The 22,970-nt window shown below is 69.9% G+C and carries 19 protein-coding genes; 8 read left to right on the top strand and 11 right to left on the bottom strand.

The features are described from left to right. Positions 1-183 precede the first annotated feature (183 nt). From VQH23_RS04505 to VQH23_RS04470, 8 genes are all read right to left on the bottom strand, one after another. Entirely contained in the window at positions 184-834 is a 651-nt protein-coding gene (locus VQH23_RS04505) for a phosphoribosylanthranilate isomerase (protein ID WP_338664426.1), read from the bottom strand. Further along, on the bottom strand, positions 831-1,538 hold the full coding sequence (gene pyrF, locus VQH23_RS04500; protein WP_338664425.1) for an orotidine-5'-phosphate decarboxylase: 708 nt from the start codon (positions 1,536-1,538) through the stop codon (positions 831-833). The genes VQH23_RS04505 and pyrF overlap by 4 nt, the downstream gene beginning before the upstream one ends. Continuing rightward, positions 1,535-3,322, bottom strand: coding sequence for a hypothetical protein (locus VQH23_RS04495; protein ID WP_338664424.1), 1,788 nt, complete (start codon positions 3,320-3,322; stop codon positions 1,535-1,537). Before VQH23_RS04495 ends, pyrF begins: the two co-directional genes overlap by 4 nt. An 83-nt stretch (positions 3,323-3,405) precedes the next feature. Beyond that, the gene (locus VQH23_RS04490; protein ID WP_338664423.1) at positions 3,406-4,641 is read right to left on the bottom strand and encodes an argininosuccinate synthase; all 1,236 of its coding nucleotides are present in this window, start codon (positions 4,639-4,641) and stop codon (positions 3,406-3,408) included. A 227-nt stretch (positions 4,642-4,868) separates the two neighbouring features. Next, positions 4,869-5,459 carry a transposase gene (locus VQH23_RS04485; RefSeq protein WP_338664422.1) on the bottom strand — a complete coding sequence of 197 codons (591 nt, stop codon included), beginning with the start codon at positions 5,457-5,459 and terminating at the stop codon, positions 4,869-4,871. A gap of 747 nt (positions 5,460-6,206) precedes the next feature. Beyond that, entirely contained in the window at positions 6,207-7,469 is a 1,263-nt protein-coding gene (locus VQH23_RS04480; protein ID WP_338664421.1) for an ATP-binding protein, read from the bottom strand. A gap of 169 nt (positions 7,470-7,638) precedes the next feature. Next, complete coding sequence (rlmN, locus tag VQH23_RS04475; protein ID WP_338664420.1) at positions 7,639-8,850, bottom strand: 23S rRNA (adenine(2503)-C(2))-methyltransferase RlmN; 1,212 nt, start codon at positions 8,848-8,850, stop codon at positions 7,639-7,641. Continuing rightward, positions 8,847-9,440, bottom strand: coding sequence for an invasion associated locus B family protein (locus tag VQH23_RS04470; protein WP_338664419.1), 594 nt, complete (start codon positions 9,438-9,440; stop codon positions 8,847-8,849). Before VQH23_RS04470 ends, rlmN begins: the two co-directional genes overlap by 4 nt. A gap of 140 nt (positions 9,441-9,580) precedes the next feature. Between VQH23_RS04470 and VQH23_RS04465 the strand changes: the two genes are divergently transcribed. From VQH23_RS04465 to VQH23_RS04455, 3 genes are all read left to right on the top strand, one after another. Continuing rightward, on the top strand, positions 9,581-9,946 hold the full coding sequence (locus VQH23_RS04465; RefSeq protein ID WP_338664418.1) for an HPF/RaiA family ribosome-associated protein: 366 nt from the start codon (positions 9,581-9,583) through the stop codon (positions 9,944-9,946). A gap of 93 nt (positions 9,947-10,039) precedes the next feature. Then, on the top strand, positions 10,040-11,284 hold the full coding sequence (locus VQH23_RS04460) for a class I SAM-dependent methyltransferase (protein ID WP_338664417.1): 1,245 nt from the start codon (positions 10,040-10,042) through the stop codon (positions 11,282-11,284). Beyond that, a complete protein-coding gene (locus VQH23_RS04455; RefSeq protein WP_338664416.1) occupies positions 11,281-11,775 on the top strand; it encodes a YdcF family protein in 495 nt (164 codons plus the stop codon). Before VQH23_RS04460 ends, VQH23_RS04455 begins: the two co-directional genes overlap by 4 nt. A 344-nt stretch (positions 11,776-12,119) precedes the next feature. Here the strand turns inward: VQH23_RS04455 and VQH23_RS04450 are convergent, their stop codons facing one another. Next, a complete protein-coding gene (locus VQH23_RS04450; protein WP_338664415.1) occupies positions 12,120-13,403 on the bottom strand; it encodes an MFS transporter in 1,284 nt (427 codons plus the stop codon). Between the two features lie 332 nt (positions 13,404-13,735). Further along, a complete protein-coding gene (thrC, locus tag VQH23_RS04445; protein ID WP_338664414.1) occupies positions 13,736-15,136 on the bottom strand; it encodes a threonine synthase in 1,401 nt (466 codons plus the stop codon). 102 nt (positions 15,137-15,238) lie between these two features. On the opposite strand from thrC, the gene VQH23_RS04440 reads away from it, so the two are divergent. After that, positions 15,239-15,874, top strand: coding sequence for a hypothetical protein (locus VQH23_RS04440; protein WP_338664413.1), 636 nt, complete (start codon positions 15,239-15,241; stop codon positions 15,872-15,874). A 231-nt stretch (positions 15,875-16,105) separates the two neighbouring features. After that, a complete protein-coding gene (locus tag VQH23_RS04435) occupies positions 16,106-16,741 on the top strand; it encodes a PAS domain-containing protein (protein WP_338664412.1) in 636 nt (211 codons plus the stop codon). A gap of 49 nt (positions 16,742-16,790) precedes the next feature. Here the strand turns inward: VQH23_RS04435 and VQH23_RS04430 are convergent, their stop codons facing one another. Further along, on the bottom strand, positions 16,791-18,071 hold the full coding sequence (locus VQH23_RS04430) for a DEAD/DEAH box helicase (RefSeq protein ID WP_338666054.1): 1,281 nt from the start codon (positions 18,069-18,071) through the stop codon (positions 16,791-16,793). A gap of 205 nt (positions 18,072-18,276) precedes the next feature. Between VQH23_RS04430 and VQH23_RS04425 the strand changes: the two genes are divergently transcribed. From VQH23_RS04425 to VQH23_RS04415, 3 genes are all read left to right on the top strand, one after another. Then, positions 18,277-18,585, top strand: a complete 309-nt coding sequence (locus VQH23_RS04425; protein WP_338664411.1) for a putative quinol monooxygenase — start codon at positions 18,277-18,279, stop codon at positions 18,583-18,585. Continuing rightward, positions 18,582-19,061, top strand: coding sequence for a CinA family protein (locus VQH23_RS04420; RefSeq protein WP_338664410.1), 480 nt, complete (start codon positions 18,582-18,584; stop codon positions 19,059-19,061). Before VQH23_RS04425 ends, VQH23_RS04420 begins: the two co-directional genes overlap by 4 nt. A gap of 116 nt (positions 19,062-19,177) precedes the next feature. Further along, on the top strand, positions 19,178-22,819 hold the full coding sequence (locus VQH23_RS04415) for a hydantoinase B/oxoprolinase family protein (RefSeq protein WP_338664409.1): 3,642 nt from the start codon (positions 19,178-19,180) through the stop codon (positions 22,817-22,819). Positions 22,820-22,970: the final 151 nt, after the last annotated feature.

Genomic DNA, 22,970 nt, shown 5'->3' with positions numbered 1-22,970 from the left:
CTGTTTCTGGGAGGCTGCCGCGGAATGCGGGGCTGGCGGTTCGCCGAGGGTCATGGACCCTCGGCGCGGGTCGTGTTCCCCTGGAACCAGTGGATAGAAAAAGATGATTGGGGTCTGGGGGAAGAATTCCTTCTTCCCCCGGCGGAGGGTCCGGGAGGCGGAGCCTCCCGAGGGCGGCGGCGCTCACGCCCCCCGTGCCGCGCGCAGGAAGGCCGTGACGCGGGCCGGGTCCTTCACGCCGCGGGATGCTTCCACGCCGGAGGAGACGTCCACGCCCGGCGCGCCCGTGGTGCGGAGGGCGTCCGCCACGTTGTCCGGCGTCAGGCCGCCGGCGAGGAGCCAGGGGCGGGGGACCGGGCGGCCGGAGAGGAGGGACCAGTCGAAGACGGCCGCGTTGCCGCCGGGCAGGGGGGCGCCGGGCGGGGCCTTGGCGTCCAGCAGGAAGGCGTCCACGGCGGGGGCATAGGCGTCCAGCGCGTCGAGGTCGGCGGGGGTGGCGATGCCGAGGGCCTTCATGACAGGGAGGGAGAAGCGGGTCCGCAGGGCGGCGGCGCGCTCCGGCGTCTCGTCGCCGTGGAGCTGGAGCATGTCCAGGTCCACGGCGGCGAGGACCGCGGCGATGGCTTCGTCGGTGGCGTCCACGAAAAGGCCGACGCGGAGGGGGCCGCCATCCTCCTGCGCGGGGGCGCGGGCGGAGAGGGTGGCGGCGGCTTCCGGCATGAGGGCCCGGGGGGAGGGCGGGAAGAAGACGAGGCCGATCATGTCGGCGCCGCCCGCGATCGCGGCGTCCAGGCCGGCGGTGTCGTTCAGGCCGCAGATCTTGGCGAGGGTCATGGGCGCAGGGACCTCGCGATGGCGGCCGCGGCGGCGGCGGGGTCGGGGGCGGCGGTGATGGGGCGGCCGATCACCAGCCAGTCGGCGCCGGCATCCGCCGTCTCCTCCGGGGTGGCGATGCGGGACTGGTCGCCGGGGTCGCTGCCCCTGGGGCGGATGCCCGGGACGACGAGTAGGGGGGCCGCGCCGTGGGCGGCGCGGATCATCGGAACCTCGCGCGGGGAGAGGACGAGGCCGTCGGCGCCGGACTCCAGCGTCAGGCGGGCCAGGCGGAGAACCTGCTGGGCGGGGCCGCCGGAGACGCCGGTGGTGGCGAGGGTGGCGGCATCGGTGCTGGTGAGGACGGTGACGGCGAGGATGGCCGGGCGGTCCGGGCCGGCCTCCTCGGCGGCGCGGCGGGCGGCCTCCACCATGGCCGGGCCGCCGGCGGCGTGGATCGTGAGCATGGCGGGGCGGAGCGCGAGGGCGGAGCGGACGGCGCCGGCGACGGTGTTGGGGATGTCGTGGAACTTCAGGTCGAGGAAGACCGGAGCGCGGGCGGCGATGCGGGCGACGGCGGCGGGGCCGTTGGCCACGAAGTATTCCAGGCCGAGCTTCAGGCAGCCGACATGGGGGGACAGCGCTTCCGCCCAGGCCTCTGCCCGCTGCGGGCTGCCGGTGTCCAGGGCGGCGATGATGCCGGCGCGGTTCGGGCGCGGGATCATGGGCTGTTCCTCTTGGGGTGGTCGCCGCAGCCGATCCGGTGGCGCGTCGCCAGTCGCTCCAGCATGGAGGCGGGGCGGTAGAGGCGGAGGCGGTATTCCGCCTGGGCAGCCATGTCGAGGCCGGTGGAGCTGGTGACCGTGACGGCGGCGATGCTGCCGAGGCAGCGCAGGTGCAGGAGCTGGCGGGCCTGGAGGTGGGCGAGGCGGGTCACGCTGCCGTCCGGATGGGTGACCTGCAGGTCCAGGCGGTTGTCCGTGTCGTAGTGCCACATCTGCCTGGGGTCGCCGATCTGCAGGGCGACGAGGGGCTGGGGGGTGGGGAAGGCGATGCGGGCGGCGCCGTTCCCGGTTTCCAGCGCGTAGGCGGTGCGGGGGAGGTTCGTGACGCGGGCGAGCTCCGCGCCGCCGAGGATGAGGAGGGCCATGGGCAGGGCCAGGCGCCAGCCCGGGCGGAGCCAGGCGGCGACGCCGAGGAGGAAGAGGGCGGCGAAGCCGAGGAGGAGGCGGGCGACCATCGCGCGCTGGTCCGCCTCGTTCAGCTCCACCGGGAGGAGGAGGCCGAGGTGGAAGGGGACGCCGCCGTCGAAGAGGACGCCGTAGCTGACGGTGGACTGGCGGTTGTCCAGGAAGTTGTTGGGGCCGGCGAAGAAGAGGACGGTGTTGAGGAGGGTGAGGAGCAGGAGGAGCGCGCCGGGGAGGCGCATGGCAATCCCCTTCTCCTTCCCGATCCAGTGGGCGAGGCCGAGGGTGAGCATCGGCATGGAGAGGACCCAGAAGCGGCCGGGCCAGCCCTCCCCGGGGTTGACGCCGACGCCGGTGACGGCGGCGACGGCCAGGAGGATCAGGCCCTGGCGGGCGAGGGGGGCGCCCCGGATGGCGCCGGCGGCGAGGGCGGCGGCGCCGAGGATCCAGATCGGGGCGTAGGCCAGCAATCCGTGGCGGACGTTGAAGAGCTGCATCGGCAGGACCTCCGCCCAGGCCCAGGGGAGGGGTGGGCGGGCGGTGTTCACCGGGCCGGTGAGGGCGCCGTAGATGGCGAGGTTCAGGGCGACGAGGAGGGCCAGGCCGATGAGGCCGGGGATGAGGAGGGTAGCCAGGCGGCGCCAGTTCCCGGCGCGGAGGAGGGGCCAGAGGAGGAAGGCGTAGAGGGTGGCGGCGACGACGGAGCCGCGCATGTGGGCCAGCGGGATGGCGGCGATGAGGGCGGCGGCGAGGAGGCCGGGGCGGGTGTGGAGACGCCACCAGGCCAGCGCCGTGAGGGAGAAGATCCAGGCCTCCATGTAGAAGAGATGGAGGTAGGGCATGAGCGGCATCGTGAGGGCCGCGACCGCGACCGCGAGGATGGCGGGGCGGGGGCCGGCGGCGAGGCGGCAGAGGCGGTGGACCGCGACGAGGCCGGCGAGGCCCACAGCCAGGGTGGTGAGGCGGGGGGCCTGGGGGGTGAGGAGGGTGAAGGGGGAGAGGAGGGCGGGGATGTAGACGGGGTGCGAGGGGCCGGTGCCGCCGTTGGGGCCGCCCCCGTTGAGGCTGGGGGGGAGCTCTGCGGCGGGGACGCCGTTGAGGGCGCGGTGGATGGGGGACCATTCCTCCAGCGGCATGGTGAAGGTGCCGTGGCGGATGAGGGAGGTGGCGTAGAGGAGATAGCGGGGCTCGTCCCCCGTCATGCCCTGGCGGCGCATGGCGAGGAGGAGGGCGGCGACCGCGACGAGGAGGGCGGCGAGGGCGATGCTGTCCCACCCCTGGGGCCAGCGGCGGAGGAGGGGGGGAAGAGCGGGGGCGTGCATCGGGGGGTGGCGCCCGGGGGCGCCTTTGGACCTTTGCGAGGGGTGGGGGGCCGCGGGGATATCCGGCCCCGCGGCCCGGGGCATTAGAGGGCGCCGCCCTTGCGGCCGGCCATGGCGCCGAGGCGGAGGCGGAGGGCGTTCAGCTTGATGAAGCCCTGGGCATCGAACTGGTCGTAGGCGCCCTGGTCTTCCTCAAACGTGACGTGCTTCATCGAGTAGAGGCTGTGGGGGCTGCGGCGGCCGGTGACGATGGTGTTGCCCTTGTAGAGCTTCAGGCGGACTTCGCCGGTGACGGATGCCTGGGAGGCGTCGGCCATGGCCTGGATCATGCGGCGTTCGGGGGAGAACCAGAAGCCGTTGTAGATCAGCTCCGCGTAGCGGGGCATGAGGCTGTCCTTCAGGTGGGCCGCTTCGCGGTCCAGCGTGATGGATTCGATGGCCCTGTGGGCGGTGTAGAGGATGGTGCCGCCGGGGGTTTCGTAGGCGCCGCGGGACTTCATGCCGACGAAGCGGTTCTCCACCAGGTCCAGGCGGCCGATGCCGTTCTCCTTCCCCAGGGCGTTCAGGCGGGTGAGGAGGGTGGCGGGGGATAGGGCTTCGTCGTTGATGGCGACGGCGTCGCCGCGCTCAAAGCGGATGGTGATCTCGGTGGCGCGGTCCGGGGCGTCCATGGGGGAGAGGGTGCGCTGCCAGACGATCTCCGGCGGCTCGTCCCACGGCTCCTCCAGCACCTTACCTTCGGAGCTGCTGTGGAGGAGGTTGGCGTCCACGGAGAAGGGGCTTTCGCCGCGCTTGTCCTTGGCGATGGGGATCTGGTGTTCTTCGGCGAACTGGATGAGGCGGGTGCGGGAGGTGAGGTCCCATTCGCGCCAGGGGGCGATGACCTTCACGTCGGGCTTGAGGGCGTAGTAGGCGATCTCGAACCGGACCTGATCGTTGCCCTTGCCGGTGGCGCCGTGGGAGACGGCGTCCGCGCCGACCTTCTCCGCGATCTCGATCTGGCGCTGGGCGATGAGGGGGCGGGCGATGGAGGTGCCGAGGAGGTAGCAGCCTTCATAGAGCGCGTTCATGCGGAACATGGGGAAGACGAAGTCCCGCGTGAACTCTTCCCGCAGGTCGTCCATGAAGATGTTCTCGGGCTTGATGCCGAGGAGGAGGGCCTTGTCCTTCGCGGGGCCGAGTTCCTCACCCTGGCCGAGATCGGCGGTGAAGGTGACGACTTCGGCGTTGTAGGTGGTTTGCAGCCACTTGAGGATGACGGAGGTGTCCAGGCCGCCGGAGTAGGCGAGGACGACCTTCTTCACGTCTTTTACAGGCATGGGAATGCGCCTTCCGCGGGAGAAATCGGGGCGGATGTGCCGCAGCGCTGCCGTTGGGGCAAGCCACGGGCTTGCCGCGACGGCAGCGCTGCGAGCGCGGCGCGAAGCGCTGCCGCCCCGTTGGAGGCTGGGTAAGGCACCAGGGCAACGCGCAGCGTTGTCCCGCCCCACCCGCGACGCAGGACGCGGCACGGTGGGGTGTTGGGCGCGATTCCCGGCGGTGGGCGTTACGGCCAGCCATAGCGGACCACCCGGGGGATGGATTTGCGGCCGAGGGCCGCCCTGGCGAGCCAGGCGAAGGATTTGAGGTGCTGCTTTGCCGCCGCGACCGCCGCTTTCGTGGCCGCGAGGCGGGGTGGCGGGGTGCGGGCAAGCATTTCGGACAAAAGGGGATCCGGCAGGAGCCAGGGCGGGCCGTTGAGGGCGGTTCTTAGGCCCAATTTCCTGATGAGCAGGAGGAGGGGCATGCCGCCGAGGCGGGCGGCGCGGCGGGTGGCGCGGCAGATGGCGTATTCGATCTGGCGCAGGGGGTGGTTGGGGGCGAGGGCGGGCAGGGCTTCGAGGAGGCGGTGCCAGAGGCCGGCGTGGGTGAGACGACGGAAGAAGCGGGCGACGGTTTGGGCGTTGCCGTACTCGGCGGGGAGGGTTTTCCAGGCGTCGCCCGGGGTGTGGGCGAGGTGGAAGATGGCGTTCATGCGGTGGCGGAGATCGGGGATGCGGCGGCCCTGGGGGGAGCGGGGGAGGACGTAGGGGAGGAGGGCGTGCCACTGGAGGTCGGTGAGGTGGGCGAAGGGGCGGGGTGGGGTGAGGCGGGGCACTTGGATGACACCTCCCAACGTCGCCCGCACACTTTCACAAACATGTCGGAAGGTCAAGGAAAAAAGACAGCAAAAAAGAATATCTTCTTATTATCCCGTTGAGCTTATAAATTGTGGACTTGTTGAATGTCAACCAAATGGAAAGGTGTTCGATTCAGGAGATTCTGGGAAGGTCTTCTTCTCGTAAGATTCCAACCTTTTTCAGAAATAATGAGATTGCGGTGTCACTGGCGACTGCAGAGCGCACCTCTCCAAGACCGATGCGGGTGGCTAAATTTTTTGCGGACATACCCTTTCTATACTGTGGCCAGTTGCCTTTTAGAATTTCCAAAGCCTGCTGAGTGGTTGTCGGGCGAAGCGCAGAACATGTCGGGATGTGACGGATAAGAAGCGCCTCATGGCAGGGATCTTGCCACATAGGATGAATGCCTGCCCGCTCTACCTCGCCTGTTATGAGTCTGTCCCGCTCTGGTGAGACTCCAATCTTGTCTCTGTCAAGTAAGACTGCACAAAACAGATAATCTCCGTGTCCTCTCCCGCGCTTCACTTCATCTACAGCACGTTGTACAATAGCGAGAGGATCTCCACCTCGAAGCACAGGCGCGTCGAAAGTAACGTGTAGTTTTAACTTTTCACGAGCAAGCATCTCTAACAAGCGAGCATAACTCTGCTCGCTTTCTCCCTCACAACCTATAAAAAAGCGTTTGCGTGGAGGTATGATTACCCTTCGAGGCATTGCTGGTGCTCTTACCCCACACGAGGAACTGCGCCGAAAACACCACCAAGATATTTCTTGTAAATATTGTCAGAACGTCGAACGCCACCTATATTTTTAAGGCCATATACCGTTGTTGCGCCTGAGCTGTCTTTCTCGCAGAAATAAATTTCTTCCTTTTCTAAGAATTCGAACAAGAAAGGATTGTGACAAGACATCCAAAGCTGGGCACCGTGAGGATTGCGCTTGGGATCATAGAACCAACCTATGATTTCTGGCAAGAGTAAAGCATGAATAGCTTGATCCATTTCGTCGATCACTGCGATCCCGCCGGACATCAAAGCGGTCACGAGTAGTGGGAAGATGCGCATGAACTCGCGTGTTCCGTGACTTTCCTGTTCAAGAGGTAAGAGTTCATCCAATCCGGAATGCTTGAATTTGATTACTTCGCCCCTTCTCGAGCGCGACACAACTATCGCTTCTAGACCTAAATCGAATCTCTCCAAATCTTGATTCATCCGATCCAGGAACCATTTGCGTCGACGTTCGTCAGTGGTAAATTTAATGATGAAGTCGTCCCGAAACGAAATCTTCTCGACGTAAATATTCGACAGTATGCGCGAAAAATACATTCGCAGCCGCTCGGCTGGCTGGTGCCCTAAATCTGAGAGATATGAGACGAGGCTGCAGTTTTTTGGTAATTTCTCCAAAGCATCTGCGCACGACGATAGATGAAAAGACGGATCGCTCCAATGTGTGCGCGACTGAGATCTTTCAAAAATACTTCTAAACCGCTGTTCCGTTTCTGAGAAAACCCTAAGTCTTTCTAGGATAACTTCGCTTGGTTTGTCCATTGAGTTATCAAACTTGACCTCGTACACAAAACGACGCTCTCGCCCTTCCTTGGGGTTCTTCTCGGAATTTGACAAAAATTCAAAATCTTCCGGGGCAGAGAAGTGTACTGCCAAACGGGTTGGCCCTTTAGAGTTGCTCGCTCTGAAGCGATCGAATCTTTGAAAGCCTTTTTGACTTTTTGCGGCAATGTTGTCCCTGTGAAGTTCTTTGTGGCTGAACACTACAAACCATTCAATGGCCGTAAGTGCTCGAAGGATGTTAGACTTCCCAGAGGCATTGGCTCCGAAAAACGCAACTACTTTCGGAGCTCTTCCATCTTTCAGATCCACGTTATCTGTGAATCTTTCCGGATTTTTGGGGGCATTTCTTGCAATGCGAAGGTCAATCGTCTGGCGTTCGCGGATGGAATGGAAATTCTCAACTTCAATCTTGTAGAACACCGTTCAGCCTCTCGCTGGGTGTAGGCAGTGCAGAGTTAGACAAAAAACTGCCGAAGTCGAGAGGGCATCTGACCTGACTGACGCCTCGATCCTCAAGACTTGGGACAATGAAGTACCACTCCAGCCGAGGTCCAAAAGCCAGAGCCTTCCGAGGCGTCCTCACAGCAAATCAGAGAGTTACGCCGGCCTTCCTAAGCCGCTCACTCTCCGTCTTCAACTGCCCACACGCCGCCATGATGTCCTTCCCCCGCGGCCGCCTCACAGGCGAAGCATACCCCGCGTCGTTCAGGATCCCCGCAAACCGCTCGATCTGCGCCCGCTTCGACGTCGCATAGGGCGACCCCGGCCAGGGATTGAACGGGATGAGGTTCACCTTCGCCGGCAGCCCCTGGAGCAGCCGGACGAGCTCGCGGGCCTCGGCCTCCGAGTCGTTGATGCCGTCAAGCATGACGTACTCGAAGGTGATGCGGCGGGCGTTCGAGGCGCCGGGGTAGCGGTGGCAGGCCGCCATCAGCTCTTCGATGGGGTATTTGCGGTTGAGGGGGACGATCTCGTCCCGGAGCTCGTTCGTCACCGCGTGGAGGGAGACGGCGAGGTTGACGCCGAGCTCGGCGCCGGCGCGGTCCATCATGGGGACGACGCCGGAGGTGGAGAGGGTGATGCGGCGGCGGGAGAGGGCGATGCCCTCGCCGTCCATGACGATCTTCAGGGCCTGGGCCAGGTTCTCGTAGTTGTAGAGGGGTTCGCCCATGCCCATGACGACGATGTTGGAGACGAGGCGGCGCTCATCGTTCGGGGTGGGCCATTCGCCGTAGCTGTCGCGGGCGGCCATGAACTGGCCGACGATCTCGCCGGGGGAGAGGTTGCGGACGAGCTTCTGGGTGCCGGTGTGGCAGAAGCGGCAGGAGAGGGTGCAGCCGACCTGGGTGGAGATGCAGACGGCACCGCGGTCGTCATCGGGAATGTAGACGGTTTCGACCTGCTGGTTGTCGCGCATGGCGAGGAGCCACTTGCGGGTGCCGTCGGTGCTGGTCTGCTCGGTGGTGACCTGGGGGCGGCCGATGGTGAAGTGGTTCGCCAGCTTGGCCTGGAGGGGCTTGGCGATGCTGGACATGGCCGCGAAGTCGCGGGTGCCCTGGTGGTAGATCCAGTGCCAGATCTGCTTGGCGCGGAAGGGCTTCTCGCCGATTTCCGCGATCGCGGCGGCGAGTTCCTCGCGGGAGAGGCCGACGAGGTCGCGGCGGCCATCCGCGTCCACCTGCGCCGGGGGGGCGAAGAGGGCGGACTTGGCGAGGATGCGGGCGCGCTCGGCCTCTGTGAGGGAGGCGACCGGCGGGATGGGCGGCGTGAGAACCTTCGGTTCCACGGAGATGGCGTTCATCGGCGGGGGGTGGATCCGGTGTTGCCGCTGGGGGGGCACTCCTTCGAGATCGCCTCATAGGCGGCGGTGAAGCCGGAGAGGGAGAAGGTCTCGGTGGTGCTGCGGTTGTTGGGGGCGGGGGACTTGGCGGCGGCCTCGCGGCCGGAGCGGAAGGCGGCGACGGTGGCGCGGCCGTCCCGGGCGAAGGCGTTGTCGCCGGAGGTGTAGAAGTCGAGGTCGTTGTCGCCGACGTCCACCTTCACCTCGGCGTTGCGGGGGAAGGCGCGGCCGATGCGGAGGGAGACCTGGTCGCGGCCGCCGGTGCGGTGGGTGACGGTGAGGAGGGTGTTGGCGCGGCCTTCCATGCGGGTGAAGGCGTAGCAGACCTTGCCGCTGGCTTCGGTGTGGGTGGCGGCTGTCCATTCCCCGAAGGTGCCGAGGCGCTGGGGGCCGCTGCTGTTCTGGGTGCCGCCCTGGTTACCGCCACCGCCGCTGTTCTGGGCCGGCTGTTCCGGGGCCGGGCGGGCGCCGCGCTGGGCGAGGGCCGGGCCTGCGGCGAGGGTGATCGCCGCGAGGAGGGCGAGCGCGGGGGCGGGGGCGTGGCGGATCATGGGCGCGGAGATAGTCCTCCTGCGGGGGCGGCTTCAACCGCCGTTGCGGCATGGGGGCGGCAATCTTCACGCGGGGGACAACGGGGGGCGGGGCTGGGGCGTTATCGCGTTCTTCTGTTCAGAGCGAGGAGAGGCGTGACATGGCGGCACCGGCGGACGTGACGAACGAGGGGCGGATCATCGTGTCGGGCCACCAGGTGGATCTGGGGGAGGCGTTGCGGGCGCATGTGACGGAGCAGGCGACCCGGCTCTCGGCCAAGTACTTCGATGGGGCGGAGGATATTACCGTGACATTTTCCCCTGGCGGGAAGGGGGCGGGTTTCGCGTGCAACGTCCGGGTGCATGCCGGGCGGGGGCTGTTCTTCGACGGGCACGGGGAGGATCCGCGCAACGCCTACACGGCGTTCTCCGTGGCGCTGGAGCGGGTGGCGAAGCAGCTGCGGCGGCAGAAGCGGGCGCTGCGGGAGGACAAGCCGGTGAATGCGACGAAGGAGGCGCTGCTGTAGGGGGCGCTTTCCTCTCTGGGGCGTGGCGCGGGGGGCCTGTTCCCGGTGGGGGCGGGCCTTTCGCGGGCGGGGTGGGGGCCTTATTCCGGGGGCATGAGCGATGCGACCGATGCCCAGCTTGCCGCGCAGTACGAGGCGCTGCCCTATCCGGCGCGGGACCCTCGGGACGAGGCGAAGCGGCTGATCGTGGGGAGCCCGTCGCACCTGGCGGAGGTGGATCACTGGGTGTTCGGGGCGCGGCGGGCGGCTTCCCTGCCGTTGCGGGCGCTGGTGGCGGGGGGCGGGACCGGGGACGGGGCGCTGATGCTGGCGCAGCAGATGGCCTGGGCGGGGCGGCCGGGGGAGGTGGTCTGGCTGGACCGGTCCGGCGCGGCGCGGAAGGTGGCGGAGGCTCGGGCGGCGGCGCGGGGGTTGTCCAACATCCGGTTCGTGGAGGGGTCGATCCTCGATCTGCCGGAGGGGATCGGGACCTTCGACTACGTGGATTGCTGCGGGGTGCTGCATCACCTGCCGGACCCGGATGCGGGGCTGCGGAACCTTGCGGGGGTGCTCAATCCCGGGGGCGGGATGGGGATCATGGTCTATGCGCCGCACGGGCGCACGGGCGTGTACATGCTGCAGGAGGCGATGCGGCGGATCGCGCCGCCGACGGAGGCGCCGGCTGCGCGGGTGGACATCGCCAAGCGGGTGATGCGGCACCTGCCGGAAACGGCGTGGATGCGGAAGAATCCCTGGATCACGGATCATCTGCCCTTGCCGCAGGGGGGCGGGGATCCGGGGTTGTACGACCTGCTGCTGAACCCGCGGGACCAGGCCTACACGGTGCCGCAGCTGGTGGAGCTGGTGGCGGGGGCGGGGATGCGGATCGCCTGCTTGGTGGAGCCGCTGCGGTATGATCCTGATCCGTTGCTGCCGGATCCGAAGCTGCGGGCGCGGACGGCTGCCATGTCCATGATCGAGCGGGCGGCGCTGGCGGAGGCGCTGGCGGGCAACATGGGGATCCACATCGCCTATCTGACGCGGGCGGGGGATCCGGAGGTTCGGGCGGATTGGGACACGCCGGGGGCGGTGCCGGTGCTGCGGAGCGGGACGGGGGCGGAGTGGGCCAAGGGCATCCGCAACGGCGGGCTGCCCGTGACCTTCGACGGGCTGCGGGTGGTGCTGCCGATGCCGGCGCTGGCGGGGGCGATCCTGAACCGGATCGACGGGAAGCGGACGCTGGCGGAGGTGGTGGCGGAGGTGCCGGCGCCGGAGGCGCAGGTGGCGCGCGACTTCGCGGCGCTGCGGGCGGCGATGGAGCCGATGAACCGGCTTCTGCTGGCGGCGCCCCTCGCTTGAGCGGGTCCGTGATCGTCATCTTCGGGGCGGCGGTGCGGCCGGATTCGCGGCCGAGCGAGACCATGCGGCGGCGGGTGACGGCGGCGGTGGAGCTGGGGGAGCGGCTGGGCGGGGGGGCGCGGTTCATCCCGACGGGCGGGCAGGGGCGGCACGGGCCGGCGGAATCGACCGTGATGGCGAAGCTGCTGCGGGACTGGGGGATCGACCCCGCGCGCATCGAGGAGGAGCCGACGGGGACCGATACGCTCTCCTCCGCACGGGCCGTGGCGGTGATGCTGCGGGAGTGGGAGGGGACGGTGCATCCGGTGTCCTCCGGCTATCACCTGCCTCGGTGTGCGGCGGTGCTGCGGCTGCTGGGGCTGCGGGTGGGGCGCGGGGCGGCGGCGAAGGCGGGGCCGGGGTTCTCCGAGTGGCGCTGGCGGCTGCGGGAGGTGCCGGCGCTGCCCTATGACGCGGCGCTCGCGCTGTGGTGGCGGGTGCGGGGCGGGTAGGGCGCCAGCGTCTCACCATCCCCCTGGGCGGCCGGGGCGCGTCCGCTGGCGTTGCGAGGGTCTGTCCTGCGCTTTCGGGACCGGAGAGGGCGCCGCCCTCTCCGGACCTCGCCCGCCAGGGGCCTGAGGCCCCTGGACCCCCTTCTGGCTGCCGCGGGACCGGCCTGAACCGGTGGGCCGGATCCCAGCGCCCTGATCCTGCCCTTCCGGTCGCCTCGGGTCATCGACCCGAGGCGCATTGTCCGCGGGACGACTCCCACTCGAAGAGGAAGATGATGGCGGGAGGTCCGGAGGGAGGAAGACTTCCCTCTTCCTCCCTCTGGCCACGGCGGGTCGTTGGAGGATCAGGGCGACCTTCCCGGCCGGCGCGGGGCTGGGCGGGATTCCGGCATGGCGAGGAAGACCGGCAGGACGGCGGCGGCGACGGCGGCGATCATGATGCCGGGGACCAGGGGCGAGCCGGTGCGGCCCATGAGTTCCTGGGCGAGGTAGGGGGCGAGGCCGCCGAAGATCGCGGTTGCCGTGGTGGCGCCGAGGGCGAGACCGCTGAGGCGGCCCTCTCCGGGGAATTGTTCCGCCGTGGCGACGGCGCCGACGGCGCTCATCGCGCCGCCGACGGCGGCGAGGACCAACGCGCCGAGGGTGGCCCATCCGTGGGAGGCGCCGGCCATGAGGGAGAAGAGGGTGATGGGGAGGACCGCTGCCGAGAGGCAGACGGCGAGGAGGACGGGCTTGCGGCCGTACCGGTCCGAGAGGAGGCCGGTGAAGGGCGTGACGAGGATGACGACGAGGGCGGCGGCAGTGGAGAGCCAGAGGGCCTCCGCCTCGCTCATCGGGGAGGCGCCTGCGAGGAAGGCGGGCACGTAGGTGATGCCGACGTAGTAGGTGATGGAGCCCAGCGCGGAGATGGCGAAGCCGCGGGCGATGGCGGCGCGGTGGTGGGTGAGGGCGTGGCGCAGGGGATTGTGGGGGACGGTGCCGCGCGCCTCCTGGCGCTCGAAATCCGGGGATTCCTGCATGAGGGAGCGGGCGATCCAGACGGTGGCGGCGAGGGCGGCGCCGAGGAGGAAAGGGATGCGCCAGCCCCAGGAATCGAGGGCGGCGGGGCTCATCGCGCTGACGGTGAGGGCGGCGACGGCGGCGGCGAGGAGGGCGCCGACTTCGCTGGCGGCGGCGGCGAAGGAGGTGACGAGGCCGCGGCGCTCCGGCCTTGCGCCTTCGAGAAGGTAGGCGACGACGCCGGTGTACTCGCCGCCCACCGAGAAGCCCATGACGCAGCGGAGGAGGAGCAGGAGCCAGGCGGCGGCGGGGCCGATCTGCGCGTGGGTGGGGAGGAGGGCGGTGGCGAGCATGGCGGCCGTCATCAGCGCCATGGAGAGGAGCATCATGCGGCGGCGGCCGTAGCGGTCTCCCACATGGCCGAGGACGGCGGCGCCGAGGGGGCGCATGAGGTAGGCGACGGCGAAGCCGCCGAGGGCCAGGGCGAGGGAGGTGTCGCCGCCGCCAAAGAAGACGCGGGAGAGGACGGTGGCGAGGTAGAGGTAGAGGGTGAAGTCGTACCACTCGACCACGGTGGAGAGGGCCGCGACCGCCATGGAGGCGCGGGAGATGCCTGGCTTCTCGGTCACGGGGGCGCCCTGTCGGTGGTTCCGGAGGGTGCGCCGATCGGGGGTGGGGGTGGAAGGGGGCGGTCCTGTGGGGGCGGTCCGTGGCCAGGGAGAGGAAGAAGGAATTCTTCCGCTCCCCGGACCCCTCACCATCATCTTCTTCTTTGAGTTGGTCTGGACTCTGCTGACAGCGCGCCTCGGCTCGTGGAGCCGAGGCGACGGCCAGGGCAGGACGTTGTGCCGAGCGTAGAGGGCTGACCTATCAGGTCAGTTCCGCGGTAGCCCGATGCAGGTCCAGGAGCCTCAGGCTCCTGGTGGGGGTCCAGGGGGCAAGGCCCCCTGGGGGCCGCGGGTCAGCCGTTGCGGCGGGCGTGGGCGCGGACGGCGGTCTCGATCGCGTGCAGGTCGTTGGGGAGGACGGTGAAGCGCTCCTCGCGCTCGTAGAGGTCGGCCATGTGGGGCGGGAGGGCGGGGCGGGTGCCGGTGGCCTGTTCGACCGCGTCCGGGAACTTCGCGGGGTGGGCGGTGGCGGCGATGATGATGGGGGTGGCGGGGTTGTCCGGCGGGGCGGCGTGGCTGGCGGCGGTGCCGGCGGCGGTGTGGGGGTCGGCGGGGTAGTTCTGGGCGTGGAGGCGGCGCATTTCGGCGATCGTCTCCTCGTCCGACACGGCGTGGCCGCGGAACAGGGCGGTGGCGGCGCGCCAGGTGCGCTCGTCGATCGGCATGCGGCCGGTGTCGCGGAAGGCGCGCATGGCGGTGGCGGTTCTCGCGCCGTCGCGGCCGAGGAGCTCGAAGAGCAGGCGCTCGAAGTTCGAGGAGACCTGGATGTCCATGCTGGGGGAGAGGCTGGGGGTGACGGGCTGGGCCGTCATGTCGTTCTCCGCGATCCAGCGGGCGAGGATGTCGTTGCGGTTGGCGCCGACAATGAGGGTGGAGACGGGCAGGCCCATGCGGCGGGCGGCCCAGGCGGCGAAGACGTTGCCGAAGTTGCCGGTGGGGACGGCGAAGGCGATCTCGCACTGCGGGGCGCCGAGCGCGAGGGCTGAGGCGACGTAGTAGGGGATCTGGGCGGCGATGCGGGCCCAGTTGATGGAGTTGACGGCGGAGAGGTTCATCTCCCGCCGGAAGGGGGCGTCGTTGAACATCGCCTTCACCAGGTCCTGGCAGGCGTCGAAGTCGCCCTGGACGGCGATGTTGCGGACGTTGGGGGAGAGGACGGTGGTCATCTGCCGGCGCTGGACGGGGCTGGTGCGGCCTTCCGGGTGGAGGATGACGATGTCGAGGTTCTCGCGGCCCTTGCAGGCCTCGATGGCCGCGGAGCCGGTGTCGCCGGAGGTGGCGCCGACGATGGTGATGCGCTCCCCGCGGCGGGCGAGGACGTGGTCGAACATCCTGCCGAGGAGTTGGAGGGCGAAGTCCTTGAAGGCGAGGGTGGGGCCGTGGAACAGCTCCAGCGCGAAGCGGCGGTGGTCCAGCTGGACCAGGGGGGCGACGGCGGGGGTGGTGAAGCCGGCGTAGGCGTCGGCGCACATGGCTTCCAGGACGCCGTCCTCGAAGGTGCTGCCGGTGAAGAGGCGGATGATGCGGGCGGCGAGAGCGGGGTAGGGGAGGCCGCGCAGCTCCTCCCAGTCGTCCGTGGTGAGGACGGGCCAGGTCTCCGGCAGGAAGAGGCCGCCATCCTCGGCCAGGCCGGCCAGGAGGACGGATTCGAAGTCGCGGGGGGCGGCCTCGCCGCGTGTGGAGACGTAGCGCATGGCGGGGGGCTTAGCGGAAAGGGCGCGGGGCCGGAATGGCGCGCGTTGCATGGGGGGATCGTGACTGGAGGGGGCGGGGGTGGGAGCGGCAGGATGGCGGGGATGATCCGGCGCGCGCTTCTCCTTCTCGTCCTGCTCTCGCTGCCTGCCGCGGCGCAGGAGTTGGTGCCGGTGCGGCCGGGGTCTCCCGAGGGGGATGCGCTGGTGGCGCGGCTGCGGGAGGGCGGGCTGGTGCTGTTCCTCCGGCACGCGGATACGCGGGGGGAGGCCTGCGACCGGTCCTTCCGGGTGGGGGACCGGGCGGGGCAGCGGAACATCTCGGCGCTGGGGCGGGAGCAGTCGGCGGCGGTGGGGCGGCGGGTGGCGGAGCTGGGGATCCCCGTGGAGTGGCCGGTGCATGCGGGGTCGGTGTTCCGGGCGCGGGACACGGCGGAGGCGGGCTTCGGGGCGGAGCGGGTGCGGGTGACGGAGGAGTTGCTGGCCGACGACTATGCGGGGGCACGGCTGGAGGAGGTGATGGCGGGGCACCGGCGGCTGCTTTCCGCGCCCGTGGCGGCGGGGGTGAACCGGGTGCTGGTGGGGCACCGGACGCCGCTGATCACCGTGGCGGGGCCGCCGGTGGGGGGGCGGGCGCTGCCGGAGGGGGCTTTCGCGGTGGTGGAGCCGGGCGGGGCGTACCGGGTGCTGGGGGTGCTGGAGCTGGCGCCCTTGCCGGGGGGCGGGTTCCACGGGTGCTGACGGCGCCCGCCGGGAGGTTGGGTCAGGCGGCGGCGATGGCCCTGTTCACGGCGGCCTCGGCGTGGGTGGCGATGGTGTTGTGAAGGGGAGGGCGTGGCCGGGACATGGGTTGCGGGGCGTCGCCGGAGGCCCGCCGGCCCGACCTGATTGCGCAACAACGCCCTTCGGCTAGACTTGTTGTGGCGGAGAGAATGAGAACACGGCCTGCGGGAGGCTTGAGGAGGCGGGACGATGCCCTTCGCGATCGGACAGGCGAATCCTAACCTGCTGCCGGACGCCCTTTCGGCCACCAATGTCGGCGTGTGGGAATGGGAGGTCGTGGGCGACTGCATGCGGATCGACGCGACCTGCGCCGCCCTGTTCGGGCTGCCGGCGCACCAGGCCTCGCAGGGCCTCCCGCTCCGGGCCGCGTCGGATGCCATCCATCCCGACGACTATCCGGTGTTCCAGCGCCAGATCGAGGATGTCGTCGCGCGCGGGGGCCTGTTCGTCGCGGAGTACCGGACCTGCCCCTCGCCGAACGACACGCGCTGGATCCTGGCGCGGGGGCGGTTCGATACCGACGAGCACGGCACCGTCGTGCGGGGGCGTGGCATCGTTATCGACATCACGGAGAGCAAGAGGGAGGGGCATGAGGAGGAGCAGGCGGTTTTCCTCGCCATGTCCACCGAGGGCGAGCTGAGCCCCCTGATGCGCGCGACGGACAAGGCCATCTCGACCTACCAGGAGCTGGAGCGGATGGGGACCGAGGGGGGGCACCTGCGCGCCGTGGCCCGCCCTCTCCTGATCGCGCTCGGCCGTGAGCTGGTGAAGTCGACGGTTCCGCCGGAGACGGGCCACCGGCCCCGCCCGAAGGGGCTGCACTGACCGCGGAAGGCTTGCCCGGGCTGCGGGCGACGTCGCTTCCGGCCGGAGATCAGGCCGCCCTGGCGGCGGCCCGGGCGGCGAGCTTCTCCTCCTCGGTCCAGACCTTCCGCTCGCGCTTCTGCTGCGGCTTGACCTCCTTGGCCGGCGCGCCGCCGAGGACGGGGGGGCGCAGGGTGGAGGTCCGCGCGGCCTCCGAGTGCCAGGGGTGGTCGGCCTGGACGGTGAGGGCGCGGCCGATCTCCCGTTCCACGTCGCGCAGCCAGGCGCGCTGCTCGGCGTCGCAGAGGGTGATGGCGACGCCGCTGCGGCCGGCGCGGCCGGTGCGGCCGATGCGGTGGACGTAGCTCTCCGGCAGGTTCGGCAGGTCGTGGTTGAAGACGTGGGTGACGGTGTCGACGTCGATGCCGCGGGCGGCGATGTCGGTGGCGACCAGGACCTGCACGGTGCCGGCGCGGAAGGCGTCCAGCGCGCGCTCCCGCTGGCCCTGGGACTTGTTGCCGTGCAGGGCCTCGGCGGTGATGCCGGCCTCCGTGATGAAGGCGCAGACCTCGTTGGCGATGCTCTTCTGGAGGGTGAAGACGACGGCCTGGCCGATGCCGGGGGTTTGCAGCAGGGAGAGCAGGGCGGGCTTCTTGTCGGCGGCGTCGACGAACATGACGGACTGCTCGATCCGGTCCACGGTGGTGGAGGGCGGGGCGATCTCGACCTTCGCGGGGTCGCGCAGGAGGCTCTCCGCGAGGGCGGCGATGGTCTTCGGCATGGTGGCCGAGAAGAGGAGGGTGTGGCGGTTCTTCGGGAGGGTCGCGACGATGCGCTCGATCGGCTTGGCGAAGCCCATGTCGAGCATCTGGTCGGCCTCGTCCAGCACCAGGGCCTCGAGACCGGAGAGGTCGCAGAGGCCCTGCCCGATGAGGTCCAGCAGGCGGCCCGGGGCGGCGACGAGGATGTCCACGCCGGTCCTCAGCGCGTTGACCTGGTGGAACTGGCTGACGCCGCCGAAGATCGTGGTGACGCTGAAGGGCAGGTGGCGGCCGAAGCTCTCGAAGCCGTCGGCGATCTGGGAGACGAGCTCGCGCGTGGGGGCGAGGACGAGGATGCGGGCGCCGCCCTTCGGGGCAGGGCGCGGGTTCGCGGCGAGGCGGTGGAGCAGGGGCAGGGCGAAGGCGGCGGTCTTGCCGGTGCCGGTCTGGGCCAGGCCGAGCAGGTCACGGCCCTCCAGCAGCAGCGGGATGGAGCCGGCCTGGATGGGGGTGGGGTGGGCGTAGCCTTCCTCCGCCAGGGCGCGCAGGAGGGCGGGCGCGAGGGCGAGGTCGGCGAAGGTGGTGGACATGGTCACGCGGCGCCTCCGGCGCTGATGAAGGCTGCGCCTGTTCGGGCTTCGCTGGTGGGATGGGCGGGCTTTTATGGGCGATGCTGCACTGCGTCAACGCGAGGGGCGTGACGTTTCGGCGGGGCCGTTCACAAGGGGCGGTGGGGTCCGTAGCATCCCTGGCCCTTGGGCGGGGCTGCCGCTTCCGGGGAGTGAGGAGCCGGTCATGGTCCATGTGGTTGCCGTCATCACCGCCAAGCCGGGGCAGCGGGAGGCGCTGCTGGCGCTGTTCCGGGCCAACATGCCCGCCGTGCTGGCCGAGGAGGGGTGCATCGAGTACGGGCCGGTGGTGGATCTGCCGGATTTCGGGCCGGTGCAGGCGCCGCTGGGGCCGGACACCTTCATGGTGATCGAGAAGTGGTCGAGCGCCGAGACGCTGCGGGCGCACGGGGCGGCGCCGCATATGGTGGCCTATGGCAAGGCGTCCCGGGAGATGGTGGCCAGCCGTGCCGTGCACGTGCTGACCGGGGCGTGAGCGCGGCCTTGGCGGCGGCGCGGGTCGGGGCGCTGCTGGCCGCGCGCGGGGAGCGGGTGGCGGTGGCGGAGTCTTCGGCGGGCGGGCTGGTCTCGGCGCGGTTGCTGGCCGTGCCGGGGGCCTCGGCGTTCTTTCTGGGCGGGGGCGTGGTTTACACCGCCGCCGCGCGGCAGGGATTGCTGGGGATTTCGCCCGAGGACATGGCGGGAATGCGGCCTTCGACCGAGGCCTATGCGGCGCTGATGGCGGAACGGGTGCGGGCGCGGCTAGGGGCGGATTGGGGGGTGGCAGAGACGGGGGCGGCGGGGCCTTCGGGGAACCGCTACGGCGATGCGGCGGGGCATGCGTGCCTGGCGGTGGCGGGGCCGGTGGCATTGGTGCGAACGGTGGAGACGGGTTCCGGCGACCGGGGGGCGAACATGGAGGCCTTCGCGGAGGCGGCGGTGCTGCTGCTTGAGAGCGCGCTGTCCCGCTGAGGCCGCGGCAGCCCGAGAGAAAAAGATGAGGGGTCCGGGGAGAATTCCTTCTCCCCGGCCTTTTTCCTTTCCGGGGTTTCGATAAGCATCGCGGCACCGCAGCAAGGGGTGCCCGCATGAGCCGCAAGTCCTGGGATTTCTGGGTGGACCGGGGCGGCACCTTCACGGACGTGATCGGGCGCGACCCGGAGGGGCGGCTGCACGCGCGGAAGGTGCTGTCCGAGAATCCGGGGGCGTATCGGGACGCGGCGGTGCAGGGGGTGCGGCTGCATCTCGGGCTGAGGGCGGGCGAGCCCATTCCGGCGGGGCTGGTGGGCGAGGTGCGGATGGGCACCACGGTGGCGACCAATGCGCTGCTGGAGCGCAAGGGCGAGCGGACGGCGCTGGTGACGACGCGGGGGTTCCGCGACGCGCTGGCGATCGGGCACCAGGCGCGGCGGGACATCTTCGCGCGACGGGTGGTGAAGCCGGAGCTGCTCTACGCGCGGGTGGAGGAGATCGGGGAACGGGTGCTGGCGGACGGGACCGTGGAGGCGGGGCTGGACGAGGGCGCGTTGCGGGCGGTTCTCGAGGCGCTGAAGGCGGAGGGGTTCCGGTCGCTGGCGATCGTGTTCATGCACGCTTGGAAGTATCCGGCGCATGAGGCGCGGGCGGCGGCGGTGGCGCGGGAGATGGGGTTCGCGCAGGTGTCCGCGAGCCATGAAGTGGGGCCGCTAATCAAGTTGGTGGGGCGCGGGGACACCACGGTGGTGGACGCGTATCTGTCGCCGGTGCTGCGGCGGTATGTGGCGCAGGTGGAGGAGGAGTTGGACGTCGTCCGCACGGGGGCGCGGGTGATGTTCATGACCTCGGCCGGTGGGCTGACGGCGGCGTCGCTGTTCCAGGGGCGGGATGCGATCCTGTCCGGGCCTGCGGGCGGCGTGGTGGCACTGGCGCGGACGGGGGCGGAGGCCGGGTTCGAGCGGGTGATCGGGTTCGACATGGGGGGGACCTCCACCGATGTCGCGCATTACGCCGGGCAGTTCGAGCGGGCGCTGGAGACGGAGGTCGCGGGCGTGCGGATGCGGGCGCCGATGATGCTGATCCATACGGTGGCGGCGGGTGGTGGGTCCATCGTGCGGTACCAGGACGGGCGGCTGCGGGTTGGGCCGGAGAGCGCGGGGGCGGATCCCGGGCCGGCGGCGTATCGGCGCGGTGGGCCGCTGACGGTGACCGACTGCAACGTGATGACGGGGAAGCTGGTGCCGGAGCTGTTCCCGGCGATATTCGGGGCGGGGCAGGACCAGCCGCTGGACGCGGAGGTGGTGCGGGAGAAGTTTGCGGCGCTGGCTGCCGAGTTAGGCGGCGGGCACTCGCCGGAGTCGGTGGCGGATGGGGCGCTGCGGATCGCGGTGGCGGGGATGGCGGAGGCGATCAAGACGATCTCCGTGCAGCGCGGCTATGACGTGACGAAGTACGTGCTGAATGCGTTCGGCGGGGCTTCGGGGCAGCACGCCTGCCTGGTGGCGGATGCGCTGGCGATGACGCGGGTGCTGATCCATCCGTTCTCCGGGCTGCTTTCCGCCTATGGGATGGGGCTGGCGGATATCCGGGCGGTGCGGCAGCGGACGCTGGACCGGGCATTGAGCGACGAGGGGTTGGCGGGGTGCGTGCCGGCCTTGCAGGGGCTGGCGGACGAGGCGCGGGCGGAGGTGCTGGGGCAGGGGGTGGATGCCGGTGCTCTGAGCACGCGGATTGCGCTGCTGCTGCGCTATGCGGGGACGGATACGCCGCTGGAGGTGCCGGGGGCGGAACTGGCGGGCGGTGAGGCGGTGGGCGCGCTGCGGGCGGGGCCTCTGCGCGAGGCGTTCGAGGCGGCGCATCTGGCGCGGTTCGGGTTCACCGATCCTTCGCGGGACGTGGTTGTGGAAGCGGGGGTGGCGGAGGCCGCGGGTGGCGGTGCGGCCGCAGCGCCGGGCGGGCGCGCCGTGGGCGACGCTTCGGCGGAGGCGGTGCGGACGACGCGGGTGTTCTCCGGCGGGGCGTGGCACGAGGCGAAGGTCTACGCGCGGGAAGCCTTGCGCGCGGGGCAGGCGCTGCGCGGGCCGGCGCTGGTGATCGAGCCGAACCAGACGGTGGTGGTGGAGCCGGGATGGTCGGTGGTGCTGACGGAGGCCGATCACCTGGTGATGGATCGGGTGGAGGCGCTGCCGCGCGGGGTGGCGCTGGGCACCGAGGCGGATCCGGTGATGCTGGAGATCTTCAATAATCTGTTCCGCTCCATCGCGGAGCAGATGGGGGTGGCGCTGCAGAACACGGCGAGCTCCGTGAACATCAAGGAGCGGCTGGACTTCTCCTGCGCGGTGTTCGACGCGGAGGGCGGGCTGGTCTCCAACGCGCCGCATATCCCCGTGCATCTCGGCTCGATGGACGGGAGCGTGGAGAGCGTGATCCGGGCGAACCCGGAGCCGCGGCCGGGGGATTCCTGGGCGATCAACGCGCCCTACAATGGCGGGACGCATCTGCCGGACATCACGGTTTGCACGCCTGTGTTCGACCGGGCGGGGAAGGTGATCTTCTGGGTGGCCTCGCGCGGGCATCACGCGGATGTCGGCGGGACGGCGCCGGGGTCGATGTCGCCGGACGCGACGACGATCGAGCAGGAAGGGGTCTACATCGACAACCTTCATCTCGTGCAGGGCGGGCGCTTCCAGGAGGAAGCGGCGCTGGGGCTGCTGACGGGGGCGGCGTATCCGGCGCGGAACCCGGCGCAGAACATCGCGGACCTGAAGGCGCAGGTGGCGGCGAACTCGCGCGGGGCGGCGGAGCTGCTGCGGGCGGTGGACAGCTTCGGCGAGGATGTCGTGCACGCCTACATGGCGCATGTGCAGGACAATGCGGCGGAGAGCGTGCGGCGGGCGCTGGACAAGCTGCCGGCAGAGGCTTCCTTCGACTACGCGATGGATTCCGGGCGGCGTGTGCAGGTACGGATCAGCGTGGATCATGCGGCGCGGGAGGCGACCGTGGACTTCACGGGGACGTCGCCTCAGCAGCCCGACAACTTCAACGCGCCGAAGCCGGTGACGCGGGCGGCGGTGCTCTACGCGTTCCGGCTGCTGGTGGATTCCGACATCCCGATGAATGCGGGCTGCCTGCGGCCGATCCGGATCGTGGTGCCGGAGAACTCCATGCTGGCGCCGCAGTGGCCGGCGGCGGTGGTGGCGGGGAATGTGGAGGTGTCGCAGGCGGTGACGTCATGCCTGTTGGCGGCCGTGGGGTCGCTCGCGCCGGCGCAGAGCACGATGAACAACCTGACCTTCGGGAACGCGGCCTATCAGTACTACGAGACAATCTGCTCCGGCGCGCCGGCGGGGGAGGGGTTCGACGGGGCGCCGGCGGTGCAGACGCACATGACGAATTCCCGGCTGACGGACCCGGAGATCCTGGAGACGCGATTCCCCGTGGTGCTGGAGGAGTTCTCCGTGCGCGAGGGGTCCGGCGGGCGCGGCAAGTGGCGCGCGGGGGATGGGACGCGGCGGGTGATCCGGTTCCTGGAGGATATGGAGGTCGCCATCCTGGCGGGGCATCGGGAGGTGCCTCCGCCCGGGCTGTTCGGCGGGGAGGCGGGGGAGTGCGGGCGCAACCTCGTGCGGCGGCTGGACGGGAGCGAGGAGGTGCTGGCGGGGTGCGCGCGCTCGGCCCTGGCGTCAGGGGAGGCGGTGACGATCGTGACGCCGACCGGGGGTGGGTTCGGGTCGGTTGGCCAACGGGCGGGGTGATGTGCGGGCGTTCCTGCTCCCGGGCTGACGGGATGTCCCGGGGAGAGGAAGAAGGAATTCTTCCTCTCGCCGGACCCCTCTCCATCATCTTCTTCTAGGAGTTGGGATCACCCTGCTGACGGTCCGCCTCGGGTCGACGACCCGAGGCGAC

Source organism: Pararoseomonas sp. SCSIO 73927, from assembly GCF_037040815.1.
In the GTDB taxonomy this organism is placed as follows: Bacteria; Pseudomonadota; Alphaproteobacteria; order Acetobacterales; family Acetobacteraceae; genus Roseomonas.
This window is presented reverse-complemented; position numbering and strand designations above follow the sequence as displayed.